The organism is Providencia sp. PROV252 (genome assembly GCF_033676005.1).
Taxonomy (GTDB): Bacteria; Pseudomonadota; Gammaproteobacteria; order Enterobacterales; family Enterobacteriaceae; genus Providencia; species Providencia vermicola.
The window spans coordinates 3132285-3151580 of the sequence record NZ_CP096294.1; the positions used below are offsets into that span (position 1 = coordinate 3132285).

The following is a 19296-nucleotide window of genomic DNA, read 5'->3' on the forward strand; positions in this document are numbered from 1 at the left end:
TAAATAGCGGGTTATTCTCATATTATAAATTAAAATGTCACGTTTACTTTAGCCCAAAACGTTCTACCAGGTTCATTCACTGGCATATTAGATGAATAACCAAATCCGCTATTACCCGCTAAATTTAAGTGCTCACTGTAGGTTTTATCAAACAGATTATCGACCCCTGCGCTTAATTTCACATTTTCATTCACTTTATATGCAGTATTTAGTGAGAAAATGGTAAAGCCCGCGCTTTTGCTAAAGTCTTTTCCCACCACATTGCCGTCATTGATAGCCACACGGTTTTGGCGACTCACAACACGAACTAAGCCCGTTGTTGTCCAGTCCCCTTTTTCCCATGACAAACCAAAGCGACTTTCAAGAGGTGGCATCTGAGGAAGCGCTTTACCGTCTGTTCTGTTTTCTCCCCATGCATAAGCAAGGCTAGCATCAGCTTTCCACTCGTCACTAAGTTTTTGTGCTACGCCTAGCTCTCCCCCCATAATCATAGCATTCACATTTTCAACTTGACTCATCCGTGGATTGCTAGCGCTATAACGGAAAAGAATGAAATCATCAACACGGCCAATATAGGCAGAAACCCACGCATTGGTATTTTCATGGCTATACTTTGCCCCAATATCAAGTTGAGTTGTTTTTTCTGTTTTTAGGCGGTCAAAAACATTGTGGGTACCATCCGGCCCCATTTTCGGTGAAAATAATTCCCAATAATCTGGAAAACGTTCGGTGTAACCGACACCGGCATACAGCATAACAGGGGTATTTTCGAGGGAATGCTCATAACGAGCAAAACCTGCTGGCATAACGGTGTTACGACCTGATGAACCGATTTCTTTATTATTTTCAACAAGTACACGATCCAAACGTGCCCCGCTGACAACCTTTCCTTGTGTGGTAGCTTGCCATGTTAACTCACTAAATAGGCCGTAATCTTGGAATTGTGCATCTTTCATCCAACCACTTGTACTTTTGCTGCGGTGCTTATTGGTTTGCATATCTGCCCCCGCTCGCAGCTCATAGTCCGTCCAGAGCCATATTCCCATCACACGGCCGCCCATCGTTTCACGGTCAACACGCATTTTCATTGGCATATTCATCATACCGTGACCGCCATGCCCCATCCCCATATGTCCGCCCATTCCGCCACCTGATGGTGAGCGTAGAGAATAGTTATCCATAATATGGTCAGCATAATTGTAATAAGCATTGGCTTCTATTTTGTCGAGAACATCACCGATATTGCTCTTTTCAAAACGAAGTCCATAACTTTCACGTTTAAATTGAGAGCCATCCATGCCACGCCCTGCATAACGTGCTTCACCATCACCTTTCCCAGCAGTAAGTTCTAATAACGTGTATTCATCTGGCGTCCAGCCAATTGCAATATCCGCATTCCATTTGTCCCATTTCGACGGGACTTTATCGCCATTGCCATCTTTATAGTCATTAGAACGGGATTTATTGCCAATAACACGTAAGTAACCTGTTTCGTTGCCCACGCTAACATCCGCATTCGCATCCCAACGGTTATTTGACGCGGTTAGCGCGCTTGCATTTCCTTTAATTCCACCTTCGGTGAATAACGGTTTTTCACGTTCAAAACGAATTGTCCCTGCTGAATTACCGGGTCCCCAGAGCACCGTTTGAGGCCCTTTAATCATATTAAGCACATCAAAGTTTTCAGGGGATATATAAGATGTTGGCGCATCCATCCGTGATGGGCAAGCCCCTAGCATTTCGCTGTCATTGGTTAAAATACGCAAGCGCGAACCAAACATACCACGAAAAACAGGATCGCCATTGGTTCCACCATTACGAATTTGGGAAAAACCAGGGATAGTTTTGAGGTAATCAGAGCCATCACTAGCAGGAACAGGCTGCCTTGGTGTTTTTGGCGACGTCGTGATCGTTAATGGTGAATCAACGGGAGCAGTGACAATCATGACTGAGCTTTCAGTGATTGGGCTTTGGTTAATCTCATTTTTTGCCATAACCGAGGCGGAACAAATCGCGCTGATAACCAATGTTGCCGCAGGTGCAAATTTAAATTGCAGTGTATTCATTTTTAACCTGTTTCTTATATCAATAAAAATACCACCACCTTTGCTTTAATCACAAAATCAATGCTTCCCTACAGGGATGTTTCTTGAAAATATAATCAAATTCAAGAAATTCAAGACGTACGCAATCGACCTTGCTGAATAAGGCAAAAATAGAATTAGTTTGTTGAAATATTCATGCTAAAGAAAATCAGATTATTGGTGGTGCTCTGGCTAAACGCAAAGTCCAAGGTCTAAATAACCAAAGCTGGACACTACGTTCAAATGGTAGGAACAGTGTTAGCGTTGCGAGCTGCCGAATAACGGCTGCAATCAATAAGATAAGAAACGGAAAATGAACCAACAACTGACAGTAACCGCAGGCAATATCTTCCATCGGTGACTGCCCAATCCCCGTCATTAACAGGTGATTCATTGCACTGCTATGTTCACAACCTTCAGGCATCAACATCCCTTGATGCAAATGCATCGAATGCTCTGCCATTACAGTGTTCTCTGTAACGTTATTCGTCGCTATACAATGATTCATCTGTTCCATCGATTTAGAGATCAATGGCGCAATGAACAACATAGCAACGGCTAATAACGCCAGATAGGCAGCAAGTTGTCTGATTGAGGGGCGCAGGTGCAACGTTTTTCCGTCATCTGGGTAGATATTTATAGCGCGCAATTGTATCTTATTTAGATTCTCATTGTTATTGATATTTGTGTAATATGTTAATTCAATATGAGTTTTATGAGTATTTTTAGTGATATGCGGTCAATATTCTTCAAGAATAAAATCAATCAGTTGTCTGATTAACAAACTCACTCAAGCTCCTTGAAATACCTTATCAAACTAAAAAACAAAAAATGCGGCACTCCAATAAAGTGCCGCACATGTTTTCTCTTCAGATCAAACGCAAAATAGATCAGTGTATTTATGCCAATAAATTTGCTGGGTTATCAATACAAAGACGGTTAATCATTGATTTATCAATACCTTTTTTCGCAAGTAAGGATAAGAAAACATTAGGAACAAACCCCCAACCATTTCCACCATTTTTAGCCCACATCTGCTTAAGGAACACATCATGGCTTAACACAATTTGCTGACCATAGCCCATCTCAATCAACTTACAAACCGCATCTGCAGTTTCTGTCACTGTAGGAGCAACCCCTTCTTTTGGAAATGAAATATCAAGGCCTATCATGTCAAATTCAAGCCAAACTCCTCGGTCTAACATCCGACGCTGGTAATCAAAGTCTTTCCCTGATGGGTCTGAGTGCGCCAATGAAATTTTAGCTGGGTTAACGCCCATTTCCTTAATTAAGATATCAAGGACTTCATCACCACGACGCTGCCAGCCTGGCATGTGGATATTCATAGAAACGTGGTCATTTGCCAACTGTGCAACAGAGGCCGCGCGTAAACTGTTCTTTTCACCTTCAGTAAAAAAAGGTGAAACACCGATTTCACCAATCATACCAGCACAGATATCGGTTCCATCAATACCAATATTCAGCTCATCATCAATCATTTTAGCCATGGCATCGATATCGTTGACGAGGCGAGAGCCTTCAAACTTTTCGATATATAAACCAGAAGAAGCGACAACATTAATGCCCGTTTCAATCGCCACTTCACGTAATTGGTGTACATCGCGACCAATCGCCTTTGAGCCTGTTGCATCGACTAATGTTCTGCCACCTAATTCTTTGAAGTTATTCACTTCATAGATAACATCTTCAATGGGTTTTTTATCCATGTTATCGCAACAGCAATACGGGTCATGTTTAAGGCCCCATTGGATGTCTGCACTCACTTTTTTATCAACCAGAACGTGCGAGAAATCATAGAATGGTTCATCGACAACCGTTGATAAATCGTTAAACAAATGTTCATGTGGTAGTGTCAGTCCCATATCTTCTTTTTTAACAGGCCCAATCACTGTTTGGATATACCCTTTCATCTTTATACTCCTGCGGCTTTTGTCGCTTTTGCTTCTCTAAACTCAGGAATGGTGGTGATAATCGCTCCCACTAAAGCAAATACAGTGCCGATGATAGTGACTAAATAAACGGTATTACCGAGAGATGGTAATAGAAGGTCAATTAATACAGAACCAAGTAACTGGCCAGCCGTTGAAGCCACACCTAACATCAACAAACCTAAACCGCGAACTAAAATAGCCATTAATGCAATCGACATAAGCCCTAATGGACCACCTAAATACATCCACCAAACGCCAGGTAAATCAAGGGTCAAATGGCCTAATGCCATACGGATCACTAACGCAATCGTTAAAACAGTAAAGCCAACAATAAAGTTCCACGTGATAGAAACCATCATAGAGCCAGTGGCTTCGGCTACTTTTGAGTTACCTGCAGGCTGCCAACCTGCTAATAAACCCGCTAAGAAAGGCAGAATAGCTAAATAAATTGCTGAGCTGGAATGCCACTGTGGCGACACCACAAATAAAGTAGCAACGACAGCAAAAACGGCGCCTAATACACGAAAAGTAGTAAACGGTTTTTTCTCATCAATACCAATGCCAAAACGGTCGCATAATAATCCTGAAAGTAATAATGCTGAAATCAGTGCTGTTTGGAAGGTAGCAATCCCTAATGCGCTGGCTGATGCCCCTTCAGAAAATACCACCATTGCGCCACATAACCCTGCAAACCAATTCCACAGTGGGATTTTTTTGTTCTTAATTAAACTCGGAATTGCTGCAAATTGTTGTCGAGTTTGTTTTTTCGCAATAATGATAAAAAACATCACAACCAAACCACTGGCAAAGGAAATAACCGCACTCGCATTACCATCTTTTAAAACATCACCGAGCTGCCCATTCACTGCAGATTGCATTGGCGATAACATACCGGCCAATACCGTTGCTATCATTAAAAACGGAGTAGAATAACTTTTAACACTCATAAAATATTCCTTTTGGATTTTGACTATGAGTCATTATTTTTTGTAATCGGCTTACAAAGTGCTGAACACAATTCAGCACTTATTTTCTTTATTGTTTGGTTTTTTACTTTTAAAGAATTAATTAACGTGCGATTTGCTTTAGAATATTTACCCACATATCTGAATAATGTTCCCAAGCCATAAACTCACGACTTCCCCAATGCGGTGAACAGTCACTCATAAAACAACCTGTTTTTCCGTTTTCATATTGGCCAAAGACCAATAATGGATCATCACCAATATTTAAAACAACTTCTGTATTTTCTCTTGGCTTAACTTTGTTATAGCCTAAGAACATCGGCCAATTACCAAATCCTTTAATTGCTTCATGCTGCATATTTTGGGGTGTTGCGAAAATACCTTCTGGCGTTTCCACACGGTCATCGCCATCTAACATTTCGACTGGTAATACATCGGCTAATAACGTATTTTTATAATTCGCTTTGGCTTCAATACCCATAAAAGATAAATAACCACCGATCATTAATAAGCCGCCACCTTGGCTAACGTATTGCTTAATTAGGCCTAATGCATTTGGTAATACTTTCATATTATAGAAAGTATCATTTTGTAATAGGAACGTATTAGCACCGATATCACTGATTACAACAACATCATATTTTTCTAATTCTTCGACAGTTTTCGGAAATGCCATTTGCACTGTGTGGGCTGGCATATAATCAATTTCTACACCTTTATTTTTTAAGCACTCTAGTAAAAATGTAGCACCTTCTTCATATTTACTTGATGTAAAGCTGTCATAACCTTTTGTGTGGATCATATGGATATGCCATGATTCACCAATAAATAAAATTTTCATTTTTTTCCTCGTTTCAGAATATTAATTTATTCAGGGGATTGAGTCACAACCTGCGAGTAGGTTGTTTGATTAATACGATGCATAACATTAATATCTTCAGGCATTTCTGAAGCGTTGCTTGTTTCAACAGCCAGGGATGAAAACGCTGATGCATAACGTAAGGCATAAGAAAATTGTTTTCCTTTTGCTAATGAAGCGGCTAGAGCCCCATTAAATGCATCACCTGCACCCGCCGTATTTTTAACAACGGCAGTGTAAGCCGGAGAATAAATGAACTTATTACCATCAAATGCAATAGAGCCTTTACTTCCGAGTGTAATGACAACCTTTTTTACGCCTTTGTTATAGATAATTTCAGCTGCTTTTTTGGCAGTTTCAATGTCCACAACATTGATGTCAGAAAGCAAGCTTGCTTCTGTTTCATTCGGTGTCAAAATATCGACCTTTCCAATTAGCTCATTTACGATGTTATTGTAAGGCGCAGGGTTTAAAATAATCGGAATTTTATATTCATTGCCAATTTCGATTATTTCCCTTAATGCTTCAATATTCGTTTCTAATTGAAGAAGAATAATATTTGAATTTACAATTTTATCTTTCTGAATTTTAACTTCATCCGCAGAGATATCCATATTTGAACCTGGATAGATAGAAATAATATTTTCCCCACTATTTTCAGAAACAAATATAGATGCCGTTCCTGTTTGGTATTTTTCTGTTTGGTATATTGTTGATGTTTTTATTTTTGATGAAGAAATAAAATTTATTGCATACTCACTAAATTGGTCTGTTCCTATTTTAGTAATAAAATGCACAGGAGAATCAGAATAACTTGCAGCTAATGCTTGATTACACCCCTTTCCACCTGGTGAAAAAATAAATTTATTCGATAATAATGATTCACCCGCTTCAGGAAGTCGAGGTAAATAACTAATCATATCAACGTTAAATGAACCTAATACACATACTTTACCTAACACGGCATCATCCTTATCTGTTCTTTCATTAAAACTTTCATTGCACTCAAGAAATTGAATAATTTCTTTTTTAGCAACTTTGTCTAGGGTTTCAAATTCAATATATGCGCCACCATGGCAACGGCTAATAATTCCTTTTTTTGCTAAAGAATTTAAATCCGCCCTAATGGTTTCTTTCGTGACATTAAGTTCTTTCGATAAAACAGAAACTTTTGCTGCGCCTGTATTTTTTAAAATACTAATTATTTTCTTATGTCGTTCTGCTTTCATGCCATTTTTACCTCATGGCATTTACTCTAATTTATACCTTGTTGCGTTAATGTGACTATACTCATACCTTCCTATTCAAAAGCAAAAAAAAGCAAAAAGCATAAAAATAAAAACAAAAAAAACCAAAAAAGAACAACCAAAGTAAAATACCCTATTATTATCAATATAATATTAGAATTGATTAATTAATTTAATTGAATTTCAACTAATCACTTTAAAGATAAGAAAATATTAACTCTCATTTTATTCGTTATTTAATTTTCAAATAAATAGTTTGTTTATTATTTTAAAGTTAAATTATCAATCTGTTATGCGATACTGGTTTAATTTTATTGTAATAAATATATTTATTCATCGCTATAATCTATCAATAAAGAAGAAGTGTCTATTTGTGATGATATTCACAATTCAATAAATTAAAAAAAATCTAAAATAGGAACACGCTTAATTTGATAAATAGGGCAAAGGTAAGCTAAGTGGAATTGGGATGATCTGATAGAAACGTTCCCCCTTAAAGCAAAAAGTTGTTCGCTGAAGGCGCTAACGTGACCTGAATGAATTTGAAACTATAAAAACAAAACGGGGGCTTACGCCCCCGTTTAGATCATATTGAGCAAAATCGATACTACTTATCAGCTGACGAGCCTTTCTTTTCATGCACCATCATCAGTGCTTGCTCCACGCTGCGCTCAATAATCACTCGGCGCTGGTCATTCTCGGGCAACAGTTTTAGCATCATTTGCCATGCTGAAATTGCCTCTGCATAACGTTCTTGTTCAAATGCATTGAAGGCAAAAATACTTAACGCTTTTACATTCGTGCGGTCTTCTGCAATCAGCTTTTTCAGTAACTCTGCACCTTGACGGTTATCTTCAGGATCAGAAGAACGCGTTAACACTTCTGCATAACCTATCACTACATTTTCATCTTTCGGCGAAAGACGATACGCGCGGCCATAAGCATCAGTTGCCATAGTTGCATTACCAAGCACCATACCAATGCGCCCTAGCATCACCCATGCTTCTAAATTTTGCGGATCTTCTTGTAAGCGAGTACGCAAGCCTAATGCTAAATGCTCCATTTCTGCATTATTCAGCGGTGGCTCAGAAGGGTCTAAGGCTCTATCCAGCAAAGCAGGTGCTTGTTGATAAGCATTGTTCCAATCAGTCACCTTTTCATAACTACCCACTTGGTAATATGCCCCCGCCGCAACACCTAGTGCAATCAATACGCCTGGTAAATAGACCCAATTACTTGCCCGTGAAGCTTCAGGAACTTCATCTTCTTCACCGTTTTCCACCTGCTTGATACGCACACGTTTTTTCGAGCGGGCAAAAATAATCCAGCCACCAATGATGATAGCGACAAATGGCAGCCCCCATAACATCATTGTTAATGGCGTTAAGGGTGGGTTATAAGTAACAAAGTAACCATAACGCGCCACCATATAATCGACGATTTCATCACGGTTTTTGCCTTCTTTCATCAACTCATACACTTTTTGGCGTAAATCCAGCGCAATCATCGAGTTAGAGTCGGCAATACTGTTATTTTGGCACTTAGGACAACGCAGCTCTTCTGTTAATTTACGAAATTGCTGCTCTTGTTGTTCGTTATCAAACGTAAATACTTCCGTAGAGGCATACGTGATTGTTGCACTGAGTGCAAGCATCAATAGACCGAGTAAATACCTCATTGGTTCGCCTCCTGGTTATAGCGCTCCCAAAGGGGTTTAAATTCTTTTTCCCAAATACGTTCATCCATTGCCCCTGCGTGGCGGTAACGAATAATCCCATTGCCATCAATAAGGAAGGTTTCTGGTGCACCATAAACCCCGAGATCGAGCGCTAACATACCTTCACCATCAAATAGGCTTAATGCGTAAGGGTTACCCAGCTGACGCAACCATACAATTGCTTTATCGCGTTTGTCTTTATAATTTAAGCCAACCACACGAACACCTTGCGCTGATAACGAGTTGAGGTACTGGTGCTCCGCACGGCAAGTGACGCACCATGTTGCCCAAACATTCAATAAGATAGGCTGACCTTGCGTTAACACCTCTGACTCGTAATGCTTTCCAGGGTTTTCTAACGATTCCAAGCGAAAAACAGGTACGGGCTTACCAATTAATGCAGACTCTAATAAACGTGGGTCATCGCCTTCTGCATTACGCATTAACTGCCACAGCAACACCGCGGCTATCCCTGCGAAGATAATAAAAGGGATTAAAAAGACTTTGCGGTTCATGCCGTTTCCCCTTGTAATTTACGACGACGATAACGTGGGTCAAACAGGCAGAATAATGCGCCAATTGCCATTAACACACCACCAGACCAGATCCAGCGAACAAATGGCTTATAATACAAACGCATAGTCCACGTATTTTTATCGACTTCCTCACCAAGGGCGGCGTATAAATCGCGGGTAATACCACCATCAATCGCGGCTTCCGTCATGACAGCACGGCTCACGCTATAAAAGCGTTTTTCAGGCATTAAGATACTCACCACTTTGTCGTTTTTGGTGACAGAAATACTGCCGATAACCCCTTGATAGTTCGGGCCATCTGCTTCACGTACACCATTAAAGGTGAAGGTGTAACCGTGAATAGCAATGTTATCCCCTGGTTTCATTTTCACATCACGCTCAATGCTGTAGTTTTGGCTAAAGGCAATCCCTACAATCGTTACCGCTAAGCCTAAATGAGCACATACCATACCCCAGTAGCTTGGCGTCAGTTTGATTTTTTTGCTGATGCGCACTTTCATTTCAGCGAACGCTAAAATGGCAATCCATATCGCCATCATCAAACCAACAACGGTCAATGCCTCAACGCGGTCTTCCATTAGCATTGGTAATGCGAATGACAGAATGAGCGTCATCACTGTCGCAATAATCAGCATTTTTTTAATCGCTGCAGGACGGTCTCGTCCCCAACGAACCAATGGTCCAATCCCTAATAACAAAGCAAATGGCACCATCAATGCAATAAACATGGTATTAAAGAACGGCTCACCGATAGAAATGGTGCCTAACCCAATTTGTTTATGAACTAACGGCAGTAATGTGCCAAGCAGCACGACGAGCATCGCCGCAGTTAAAATCACGTTATTACCCAATAACATGGATTCACGCGACCACAGCGCATTGTTAACGCGTGAACGTACTTTATGGCCTCGCAGTGCAAACACGAGCAGCGAACCGCCGATCACCAGCACCATAAATGCTAGGATGAAAAGCCCACGGGATGGGTCAGAGGCGAACGCATGCACAGAAACTAACACGCCCGAACGCACCAAGAATGTGCCGAGTAAACATAATGAGAAGGCAAATATCGATAAGAGCAATGACCACGCTTTAAATGTCGCTCGTTGTTCCGTCACCGATAAAGAGTGAATCAATGCCGTTCCCACTAGCCATGGCATAAAGGAGGCATTTTCTACTGGATCCCAGAACCACCAGCCGCCCCAGCCAAGTTCATAATAGGCCCATGCGGAACCTAACATGATCCCAAGCGTTAAGAAAAACCATGCAGCCATCGTCCAAGGACGGGCAAAACGGGTAAAGGAGCTGTCTAATCGCCCACTGAGCAAGGCCGCAATCGCAAAGGCAAATGCCACTGAGAAACCCACATAGCCCATATACAATAAAGGTGGGTGGAAAATAAGACCGGGGTCTTGTAACAATGGGTTCAGGTCGCGCCCTTCAATTGGGAACGACGGTAATGTGCGTGAAAATGGGTTTGAGGTAAAAATGATAAACAGTAAAAAGCCAACACTCACCATCCCCATCACCGCAAGCACACGAGCTACGATGTCTAATGGCATGCGATAGCTAAACAGCGCGACCGCAAATGTCCAGCCACTCATCAACAAGACCCATAACAACAATGAACCTTCGTGAGCGCCCCACGTTGCGGCAACGCGATACCAAATCGGTAGTTGAGTATTCGAGTTGTTCGCCACATAAGTGACAGAAAAATCATTTACGACAAACGCATTGACGAGAACAAGAAATGCCCCCGTCACACAAAGAAACAGTAACCACGCCAACGGACGCGATGAGGCCATTAAACGCGTATCGTTACGCGCCACTCCCCACAGTGGGTAGATAGACAGCAAAACGGCAAGGCCGAGTGCCAAGCACAGTAAAATGCTACCAATTTCTGGGATCATGACGCATTTTCCTTATAGGCTGCGGCTGGTCTCCGATGGTTTTCTTGCATTGCTTTTTCCACTTCTGGCGGCGTGTAATTTTCATCATGTTTGGCTAACACTTCTTTCGCTAGAACATGATTATTTTCTTGTAATTCACCTTGTACGACCACACCTTGCCCTTCTTTAAATAAGTCTGGCAAAATTCCGTCATAACTGACATCAATTTCTGCTTCTGCATCATAAACGGTGAAGGTGATTTTTAATGATTTTGGATCAGCATCACGCACAACGCTGCCTGGCATGACCATACCACCCACACGTAAACGCTGCCCAACTTCAGGCATCTGCTGAGTTTCACGTTTACCGTAAATGATTTCACCGGGTGTATAAAAGAGATCAATACTTGAGCGCAGTGCGTAGAGGATCAGCGCTAGCGTTAAGCCAACACCAATAAGTATGGAACAAATTAACCAAAGTCGGTTACGACGACGAATATTCACATCTCCTCCCTACGCGCTCTTGCGGTTTTTTGTCTTTGTTCGCGAGCTTGCTGTTGAATAATGGCATTAATGATCATTTTTCGTTGGATAACGGTATGCACACAGAGTAGCAATATAGGGATTAAGGTCAGCGCCACCGCCAACCAGACATAAAACCCATAGCCTCCCATCGCAAAGAAATCGCTCCAAGATGCAAATGCGCTGGTCATTTAAGGCGCCCTCCTTTTTTCACAATATCGAGCACCCAAGGGCGGTTACGTTCGAGGATCAATAACTGATTACGTAAGCGAATGAGTGTTAAAGAGATAAATAAGAATAGATACCCAAGGATAGCTAGGCGCAGTGGTGTGCGCATCGCTGGGTTGATACTTTCTTGCATGCGTGTCGACGGCTGATGCAGTGTTTGCCACCATTCAACAGAGTAATGAATGATAGGTAAGTTAATCACGCCAATTAATACTAAAATCGCCGCAGCTTTGCCCGCTGTACGGCGGTCATCAAAGGCATGCCATAACGCAATAACGCCCACATACAGAAAAAATAGAATTAATTCAGAGGTTAAACGTGCATCCCACACCCACCAAGCGCCCCACATCGGCTTACCCCATGTCGCGCCAGTGACTAATGCAATAAAAGTAAAGACCGCGCCAACGGGTGCCATTGCGGCAATCGCCAGCTCCGACACTTTCATCTGCCACACTAGCCCAATAAAGGCAGTGATCGCCATCGTGGCATAAATCCCCATTGACCACATCGCAGCAGGTACGTGAATATACATAATACGGTAACTATCGCTTTGCACTTTATCGGTTGGTGCAAAACCAAAACCCCAGACCCAACCTACCGCTAAACAAATCACACTTAATATAATAAACCACGGTACTAGACGCCCACATAACCGGTAAAGGTTAACGGGGATGGCAAGTTGATGAAGCTTTTTCCACATAGTTTAATTACCCTGATTTATTATATTGTTAGTAAATGCTGAGTGACAGCATCATACAATACACATTAAAAAAGCAAAGATATTGATTTAACACAAATATAACTTAGGCTGATTATACTCTTATGCATAATCAGCCTATTTCGTGATCATCACTTATAATTCATTGAGATAACCAATCATAAAACGATAACTCCAGATTAAAAGCCTGGTTCAACTTCACGCATATCAGGAAGCTTATGTGCAATCCCTTTATGGCAGTCTATACAGGTTTTACCCTCCGTAACGGCTTGGTCATGCATTTTGGCAGCCACCCCTTTTTGGGCAGTGAAGTCCATATACTCAAAGTTGTGGCAGTTACGGCACTCCTGCGAGTCATTGTTTTTCATTCGCCGCCACTCACTTTGCGCCATCGCTAAACGGTGATCTTCAAATTTTTGCGGCGTATCGATAATGCCAAAAATTTTCCCGTATAATTCTTTACTGGCTTGGATTTTACGCACCATTTTAGGACCAAATTCGTGAGGTACGTGACAATCTGGACAGGTTGCACGAACACCACTACGGTTAGTATAGTGAATCGTATCCATATATTCTTCATAGACATTTTCACGCATTTCGTGACAGCTAATACAAAACTCTTCTGTATTCGCCATCTCCATACCTGTGTTAAAGCCACCCCAGAAGATCACGCCACTGACAAAACCAATCAGCAATAACGTGCCTAATGCTAAGCGGCTAGGTCTACGCCACCATTGCCATATACGTCCAATCAGCCCAAACAAGCCTTTTTTCTTCGGCTTTTCACCTGTTGTTGGTTTTTCGTTATTATTTGCCATAATTCCCCCTTATTTCCCAAAACCTTTGGATGGGGTAAATGTGTTATCAATGATTGCCGGAGTATCCGATTGTGGTACATGGCACTGTAAACAGAAATAACGGTTTGGTGCGACTTCCCCCAATACTTTCCCAGTTGCATCCATAAAGTGTGTTGGGCTAACACGTGGAGCACCTGTGGTACGGTAGTTTTCAACGCCGTGGCATTGTAAACAACGGTTCGTGTTGGTGGTAATTTGGTAACCCTCAACGCTATGTGGGATCATCGGCGGCTGGTTCACATAGTTTAGTGCCATTCTTTCTTGCTCTTTAGGAATATGAATACTTCCCTCAGTCGTACCAGACACTTCTGGCGATTGCGTCAAATCGACACCATTAGCAGCCCAAACTAGACCACTGACAACAAAGACCATACCTGCGATTGCGCGGCTTAGCGTCTTTTTCAGGACTGAATTTTTCATGATTTAGCTCCCGAGCTCCATCGTAGTGTTATTTTAAAAACATCCTCAGAACAGACATCGATACAACGACCGCAAGTAATACAGTCTTTATCAGAAATCAGTGCTGGGGCTTGTTTATCGAGGACCGGCGCACGCAACACTTGCGGCTCCGGGCAAACGTGGAAACAATCCATACAGCGGCTACAGTCTTTTTTATTCACCGCCGTGACGACCAGTGCGCCCTTACAACCTGCGACACCATACAGTGCGCCTAATGGGCAAAGGTGACCGCACCAGCCATGTTCCACTACCAATAAATCGAATAAAAACAGCGCAACTAAAACCAATGCACCACTTCCAAAACCGAAAATTAAACTACGCCCCATTAATGAAACTGGATTTAGCCATTCCCACAGTAAAGTACCTGTCACCGCTGACCCCACTAAAATCACCACCAGCAACACATAACGAATGTAGCGTGGAATGGTGGCGGATTGGTTCAAGTCAAACTTACGGCGCAGCCATGCTGCAGCATCAGTTATCGGATTAACAGGGCAAACCCAACTGCAAAAAATACGTTTACCTAATAGCGCATATACACCGAATACAATAGCGGCACCGATCAGCGCAGAGATCCCTGGTAAGTAACCACTTGCTAAGCTCTCTAATGTAATCAGTGGGTCGGTCAATGGAACTGTGCCTAACAATAAGCTACTGCTATAGTTTCCGTGTAAGATCCACACACCAAGCCATGGACCACTCAAAAACATCGCTAGCACCAATAATTGGCTGACACGCCTTAACACCAACCATTTGTGGCTTTGCCACCACCCTTTTTTTGCCTGAGCTTCACGTCCGGCGTCGCGTTTACGATTTGCCATTGTTTCCCTCCAGCCAACCAAAACGGTAATGATGGCCTAATTCACCTTTCGCCAAGTCTCTTGGCAACACTTTGATAGCCGCTTCTTCCAGCACACAAGCTTGCTCGCACTTACCGCAACCCGTGCAGTAATTGCTGTTTACCGTTGGTAAGAAACGCGCGTGTTTACCTGTTCGATGATTCTGCTCAAGCTCCAATGTGATCGCTTCGTCAATAAGCGGACAAACGCGGTAACACACATCACAACGCAACCCTTGGAAGTTCAGACAGTTTTCTTGGTCAAGTAACACAGCCAAGCCCATACGCGCATCATTGATAGACTCAATGTCTTTATCCAGCGCACCACTTGGGCACACTTTTGCACATGGAATGTCTTCACACATTTCACACGGGTTTTCACGGGCGATAAAATACGGTGTTCCCGCTGCCAGACCCGATGCCAATGTCGCTAATTTCAACATGTCATAAGGGCAGGCTTGAACGCATTGACCGCAGCGCACACAGGCACTCGCAAATGCAGCTTCATTTAGCGCACCCGGCGGGCGAAGTCTCACACCGCTCGCTCGGGAGGTTTGTTGCTGAAGCCCCAGTACCACACCAACAGCCACTAACCCACCCGCAGCACGCCCTACATCACGCAAAAAGCGACGGCGACTGTTCTGAGACTTAACCTTGTTAGGATGCGTTTTCTGGGGCATTAGCAATTACACCTTTTCCAGTTTAACGGCACATTTTTTGTAGTCCGTTTCTTTCGAAAGTGGGTCAGTCGCATCCAGTGTTAAATTGTTCACTAATTGCGCTGCATCAAAGAATGCCATGTACACCAAACCTTTTGGAGGTCTATTACGGCCGCGAGTTTCAACAATCGTTGTCACATCACCACGGCGAGAAACCACTTTGACTTTGTCGCCACGACGTAATCCACGATCTTTCGCATCAAGTGGGTGCATAAACACTAATGATTCAGGGAAAGCGCGGTGAAGCTCAGGCACACGACGCGTCATACTGCCAGTATGCCAATGTTCAAGAACACGCCCTGTTGATAACCACAAATCGTATTCTTTATCTGGCGCTTCTGCAGCGGGTTCAAACGGCAGTGCAAAAATAACCGCTTTGCCATCAGGTTTACCGTAGAATTGATAACCTTCACCCGCTTTAACGTAAGGGTCATTTCCTTCGCTATAACGCCACTGGGTTTCTTTGCCATCCACTACTGGCCAACGAATACCGCGAGCTTTGTGGTAAGCATCAAAGTCTGCTAAGTCATGACCATGTCCACGACCAAAACCTGCATATTCTTCAAATAAGCCTTTTTGTAAATAAAAGCCTAACTCACGGGATTCATCGTTTAATTGGTCTTCTGCTAACTCTGTCACTGGGAATTTAGTGACAGCTTCGTTGGCAAATAACACGTCATACAAGGTTTTACCGCGTAGTTCTGGTTTTTTCGCCAGTAACTCTTCAGGCCACACTTCATCCGTTTTAAAGCGTTTAGAAAATAACACCATCTGCATTAAATCAGATTTTGCTTCACCTGGCGCTTGAACTTGTTGACGCCAAAACTGGGTACGACGCTCTGCGTTGCCGTAAGCCCCTTCTTTCTCTACCCACATCGCGGTAGGTAAGATTAAGTCAGCGGACAATGCACTGACAGTTGGGTATGGGTCAGATACCACGATAAAGTTACGCGGATCGCGCCATCCCGGCATACGCTCTTGATTGATATTTGGGCCCGCTTGCATGTTGTTATTACACATGACCCAGTAGAAATTTAGCTTCCCGTCTTTTAAGGCGCGGTCTTGTGCAACGGCGTGTAAACCAACTTTTTCTGGGATGGTGCCCGCAGGTAATCCCCAAACACCTTCCACTTTTTCACGGTGTTTTTCGTTAGTGACCACCATGTCCGCAGGTAAGCGGTGTGAGAACGTCCCCACTTCACGCGCGGTACCACAGGCTGATGGCTGGCCTGTTAAGGAGAAAGGACCACAGCCTGGTTGAGAAATTTTGCCCGTTAATAAATGCAGATTGTACGCAAGATTATTTGCCCAAACTCCGCGGGTGTGCTGGTTAAAGCCCATAGTCCAGTAAGAAACTACTTTGGTTTTCGGGTCTGCATACAGCTTCGCTAACTCTTCTAACTGGTCTTTTGGTACCCCAGTCATTTCCGCAGTTTTATCTAAGGTATATTCCGCAACAAAGGCTTTATATTCGTCCCATGTCATTGGTTCAGAGGCATCAGAACCTGCATTTTTCGCGCTTTTTTCTAATGGGTGAGTTGGGCGTAAGCCATAACCGATATCTGTTGCACCGCGGCGTAGGTTAACGTGTTTATCCAGGAAGTCCTGATTAACTGCATTATTTTGAATAATATAATTCGCAATATAGTTCAGGATCACCAAATCAGACTGCGGCGTAAATACAATGCCGTTATCGGCAAGTTCAAAGCTACGGTGTTTAAACGTAGACAACACTGCAACACGTACATCTGGGTTAGATAAACGGCGGTTAGTAATGCGAGACCACAAAATAGGGTGCATTTCAGCCATGTTTGAACCCCACAGAACAAAAGCATCTGCGTGCTCAATATCATCATAACAACCCATCGGTTCATCCATACCAAAAGTACGCATAAAACCCACTACTGCTGACGCCATACAGTGACGCGCGTTCGGATCTAAGTTGTTAGAACGAAAACCACCTTTAAACAGTTTAGAAGCTGCATAACCTTCCCAAACAGTCCATTGGCCTGAACCGAACATGCCGATCCCTTCTGGCCCTTTTTCTTTTAAAGTGGTTTTGACTTTTTCTTCCATGACATCAAACGCTTGTTCCCACGTGATCGGTGTGAACTCACCATTTTTGTCATATTCGCCATCTTTCATGCGCAACATTGGCTGCGTTAAACGGTCTTTTCCGTACATGATTTTCGGTAAAAAATAGCCTTTGATGCAGTTCAGGCCACGGTTTACAGGGGCTTCAGGATCACCTTGGCTCGCAACAATACGGCCATTTTGAGTGCCAACAAGAACGCCACAACCTGTACCACAAAAACGGCAAGGGGCTTTGTCCCATTTAATACTTTCTTGTTGACCGACAACCGCTTTGGCAATACTGGGAGTGCCAATACCTGCCGCCGCAGCAGCGGCCGCTATCGCATTGGCTTTCATAAAGCTACGACGACTGAGTTTCATAATCTTCCTCACCTTGCTCATCCTGCTGGTGATACACCAGCGAAACATCTAGCACGCCTTCGATATCGCGTACTAAATCAATAGTATCTAACAACGTTTTACTGCCTTGCCCTTCAACAACGACAATCAGTTTTCCATTTTCAGGGGCGCTAATCGCCACTTCACAGTTCGGAAACTGATTTATTTTTTCGGTCACAGCAGACATTCGTTCGCTTTTTATTTGTACAATCAAACTGCACACTTGATATTTACTGTGCATGTTCATGCTCCACGGTAATGGCTGATACAGGGCAGCCTGCAACACAGGCACCACAGCCTGTACAGCCTTGTGTTTCTATTTTTGGCTGGTAAATACCTGCCAGTGACGGACGAAAAGAGATAACTTCAGGCTCACAACTGTCTTGGCAACGGCGACATTCAATAGATTTAAACGCAAGGCAGTTCTGACCGATAGAAACGGTGATATCCCAAGGTTGGGTTTGTTGTGGCAGAAAAATAGGTTCAGGGCAGGCGGTCGCACACGCGTAGCAAAAGGTGCATTCGCCACGTTTAAAATCGACAACAGGGTACCCACCTGCGCCAGCGTATAAAATTGTTGTTTCACAACTTTCTACACAAGCATTGCAGCGGGTACACTTTTCAATAAAGTGCGCTTCACTACCACTCCATGGCGGTCGAACCACTGGAGCGGCATTACGCCACGCACCAGTTAATACTCCCCGACGGGTGAGATCAACCATGTTGATTTCCTTTACATTGCCAACAAAATCGTAAAAAAGTACTGATAAACCGCAGTTTTTATATGTGTATTATTTATGAGAAATATTAACGATAGAGGTTAGAAAAATACATACTACCAAGTAGGTAAAAGGAGTAATAACACCACTTACAACGGAAAATCACCGCATTCGAATTCTTGATAACTTTTGAACATCAGAATGACTCAAAACAGGGAATACCGACAGTTTTTTAATTATTTTTTAACAATCATTCAATATAGATATTTAATTTAATCGTGAGTTTTAATGTTGCAAGTTTAAATTAACACCAAGAACTACCACTAAAGTGGTAGATACAATGTCATTTTAGAAAAAAATAATTGCAAGTTTTTTGATATTACGCACGATTTATTTCTTATTTTAATTTACGAAATATAAAAAGGATTACACCTAAAAATATTATTCTTAAAAATCAAATAACTAAATAAAACAAATTGTGTTGGTAAAAATAAGAATCATTACTAAATTATTATCCTA

The 19296-nt window shown here is 42.5% G+C and carries 19 protein-coding genes; all 19 read right to left on the minus strand.

Features of this window, described 5'->3' with window-relative positions; translation table 11 throughout:
* Positions 1–29 precede the first annotated feature (29 nt).
* Positions 30–2066 (minus strand): TonB-dependent copper receptor, encoded by a 2037-nt coding sequence (locus M1F05_RS14435; RefSeq protein WP_206082758.1) that lies wholly within the window; start codon positions 2064–2066, stop codon positions 30–32.
* A gap of 187 nt (positions 2067–2253) precedes the next feature.
* Positions 2254–2733 carry a DUF2946 domain-containing protein gene (locus M1F05_RS14440; RefSeq protein WP_241016784.1) on the minus strand — a complete coding sequence of 160 codons (480 nt, stop codon included), beginning with the start codon at positions 2731–2733 and terminating at the stop codon, positions 2254–2256.
* 250 nt (positions 2734–2983) lie between these two features.
* Positions 2984–4015, minus strand: coding sequence for a phosphotriesterase (locus tag M1F05_RS14445; protein ID WP_206082759.1), 1032 nt, complete (start codon positions 4013–4015; stop codon positions 2984–2986).
* Between the two features lie 2 nt (positions 4016–4017).
* The gene (locus M1F05_RS14450; protein ID WP_206082760.1) at positions 4018–4983 is read right to left on the minus strand and encodes a DMT family transporter; all 966 of its coding nucleotides are present in this window, start codon (positions 4981–4983) and stop codon (positions 4018–4020) included.
* 121 nt (positions 4984–5104) lie between these two features.
* Positions 5105–5842: a glutamine amidotransferase gene (locus M1F05_RS14455; protein WP_206082761.1), complete on the minus strand. Its 738-nt coding sequence runs from the start codon at positions 5840–5842 to the stop codon at positions 5105–5107.
* A 26-nt stretch (positions 5843–5868) separates the two neighbouring features.
* Positions 5869–7089, minus strand: coding sequence for a PfkB family carbohydrate kinase (locus tag M1F05_RS14460; protein WP_206082762.1), 1221 nt, complete (start codon positions 7087–7089; stop codon positions 5869–5871).
* A 625-nt stretch (positions 7090–7714) separates the two neighbouring features.
* The gene (locus M1F05_RS14465) at positions 7715–8785 is read right to left on the minus strand and encodes a cytochrome c-type biogenesis protein CcmH (RefSeq protein ID WP_206082763.1); all 1071 of its coding nucleotides are present in this window, start codon (positions 8783–8785) and stop codon (positions 7715–7717) included.
* Positions 8782–9339 (minus strand): DsbE family thiol:disulfide interchange protein, encoded by a 558-nt coding sequence (locus M1F05_RS14470; RefSeq protein WP_206082764.1) that lies wholly within the window; start codon positions 9337–9339, stop codon positions 8782–8784. Before M1F05_RS14470 ends, M1F05_RS14465 begins: the two co-directional genes overlap by 4 nt.
* Positions 9336–11267: a heme lyase CcmF/NrfE family subunit gene (locus M1F05_RS14475; RefSeq protein ID WP_206082765.1), complete on the minus strand. Its 1932-nt coding sequence runs from the start codon at positions 11265–11267 to the stop codon at positions 9336–9338. The genes M1F05_RS14470 and M1F05_RS14475 overlap by 4 nt, the downstream gene beginning before the upstream one ends.
* Positions 11264–11749 carry a cytochrome c maturation protein CcmE gene (gene ccmE / locus M1F05_RS14480; protein ID WP_206082766.1) on the minus strand — a complete coding sequence of 162 codons (486 nt, stop codon included), beginning with the start codon at positions 11747–11749 and terminating at the stop codon, positions 11264–11266. The genes M1F05_RS14475 and ccmE overlap by 4 nt, the downstream gene beginning before the upstream one ends.
* The gene (gene ccmD, locus M1F05_RS14485; RefSeq protein ID WP_206082767.1) at positions 11746–11958 is read right to left on the minus strand and encodes a heme exporter protein CcmD; all 213 of its coding nucleotides are present in this window, start codon (positions 11956–11958) and stop codon (positions 11746–11748) included. Before ccmD ends, ccmE begins: the two co-directional genes overlap by 4 nt.
* On the minus strand, positions 11955–12695 hold the full coding sequence (locus M1F05_RS14490; protein WP_206082768.1) for a heme ABC transporter permease: 741 nt from the start codon (positions 12693–12695) through the stop codon (positions 11955–11957). The genes ccmD and M1F05_RS14490 overlap by 4 nt, the downstream gene beginning before the upstream one ends.
* Before the next feature lie 197 nt (positions 12696–12892).
* A complete protein-coding gene (gene napC / locus M1F05_RS14495; protein WP_206082769.1) occupies positions 12893–13531 on the minus strand; it encodes a cytochrome c-type protein NapC in 639 nt (212 codons plus the stop codon).
* A 9-nt stretch (positions 13532–13540) separates the two neighbouring features.
* A complete protein-coding gene (gene napB / locus M1F05_RS14500; RefSeq protein ID WP_206082770.1) occupies positions 13541–13990 on the minus strand; it encodes a nitrate reductase cytochrome c-type subunit in 450 nt (149 codons plus the stop codon).
* Positions 13987–14850 (minus strand): quinol dehydrogenase ferredoxin subunit NapH, encoded by an 864-nt coding sequence (napH, locus tag M1F05_RS14505; RefSeq protein ID WP_206082771.1) that lies wholly within the window; start codon positions 14848–14850, stop codon positions 13987–13989. The genes napB and napH overlap by 4 nt, the downstream gene beginning before the upstream one ends.
* Positions 14837–15547 carry a ferredoxin-type protein NapG gene (gene napG / locus M1F05_RS14510; RefSeq protein ID WP_206082772.1) on the minus strand — a complete coding sequence of 237 codons (711 nt, stop codon included), beginning with the start codon at positions 15545–15547 and terminating at the stop codon, positions 14837–14839. The genes napH and napG overlap by 14 nt, the downstream gene beginning before the upstream one ends.
* Positions 15548–15553: 6 nt before the next feature.
* A complete protein-coding gene (gene napA / locus M1F05_RS14515) occupies positions 15554–18040 on the minus strand; it encodes a nitrate reductase catalytic subunit NapA (RefSeq protein ID WP_206082773.1) in 2487 nt (828 codons plus the stop codon).
* On the minus strand, positions 18021–18299 hold the full coding sequence (gene napD / locus M1F05_RS14520; RefSeq protein WP_206082774.1) for a chaperone NapD: 279 nt from the start codon (positions 18297–18299) through the stop codon (positions 18021–18023). The genes napA and napD overlap by 20 nt, the downstream gene beginning before the upstream one ends.
* Entirely contained in the window at positions 18289–18780 is a 492-nt protein-coding gene (napF, locus tag M1F05_RS14525; protein WP_206082775.1) for a ferredoxin-type protein NapF, read from the minus strand. Before napF ends, napD begins: the two co-directional genes overlap by 11 nt.
* Positions 18781–19296: the final 516 nt, after the last annotated feature.

Excerpts from the sequence above, each read along its gene's own strand:
- M1F05_RS14470 (WP_206082764.1), bottom strand. The coding sequence starts at position 9,339 with ATGAACCGCAAAGTCTTTTTAATCCCTTTTATTATCTTCGCAGGGATA.
- M1F05_RS14465 (WP_206082763.1), bottom strand. The coding sequence starts at position 8,785 with ATGAGGTATTTACTCGGTCTATTGATGCTTGCACTCAGTGCAACAATC.
- ccmD (WP_206082767.1), bottom strand. The coding sequence starts at position 11,958 with ATGACCAGCGCATTTGCATCTTGGAGCGATTTCTTTGCGATGGGAGGC.
- M1F05_RS14475 (WP_206082765.1), bottom strand. The coding sequence starts at position 11,267 with ATGATCCCAGAAATTGGTAGCATTTTACTGTGCTTGGCACTCGGCCTT.
- M1F05_RS14435 (WP_206082758.1), bottom strand. The coding sequence starts at position 2,066 with ATGAATACACTGCAATTTAAATTTGCACCTGCGGCAACATTGGTTATC.
- napC (WP_206082769.1), bottom strand. The coding sequence starts at position 13,531 with ATGGCAAATAATAACGAAAAACCAACAACAGGTGAAAAGCCGAAGAAA.
- M1F05_RS14455 (WP_206082761.1), bottom strand. The coding sequence starts at position 5,842 with ATGAAAATTTTATTTATTGGTGAATCATGGCATATCCATATGATCCAC.
- M1F05_RS14460 (WP_206082762.1), bottom strand. The coding sequence starts at position 7,089 with ATGAAAGCAGAACGACATAAGAAAATAATTAGTATTTTAAAAAATACA.
- M1F05_RS14445 (WP_206082759.1), bottom strand. The coding sequence starts at position 4,015 with ATGAAAGGGTATATCCAAACAGTGATTGGGCCTGTTAAAAAAGAAGAT.
- napH (WP_206082771.1), bottom strand. The coding sequence starts at position 14,850 with ATGGCAAATCGTAAACGCGACGCCGGACGTGAAGCTCAGGCAAAAAAA.
- M1F05_RS14490 (WP_206082768.1), bottom strand. The coding sequence starts at position 12,695 with ATGTGGAAAAAGCTTCATCAACTTGCCATCCCCGTTAACCTTTACCGG.
- napD (WP_206082774.1), bottom strand. The coding sequence starts at position 18,299 with ATGCACAGTAAATATCAAGTGTGCAGTTTGATTGTACAAATAAAAAGC.
- napB (WP_206082770.1), bottom strand. The coding sequence starts at position 13,990 with ATGAAAAATTCAGTCCTGAAAAAGACGCTAAGCCGCGCAATCGCAGGT.
- napF (WP_206082775.1), bottom strand. The coding sequence starts at position 18,780 with ATGGTTGATCTCACCCGTCGGGGAGTATTAACTGGTGCGTGGCGTAAT.
- napA (WP_206082773.1), bottom strand. The coding sequence starts at position 18,040 with ATGAAACTCAGTCGTCGTAGCTTTATGAAAGCCAATGCGATAGCGGCC.
- M1F05_RS14450 (WP_206082760.1), bottom strand. The coding sequence starts at position 4,983 with ATGAGTGTTAAAAGTTATTCTACTCCGTTTTTAATGATAGCAACGGTA.
- napG (WP_206082772.1), bottom strand. The coding sequence starts at position 15,547 with ATGCCCCAGAAAACGCATCCTAACAAGGTTAAGTCTCAGAACAGTCGC.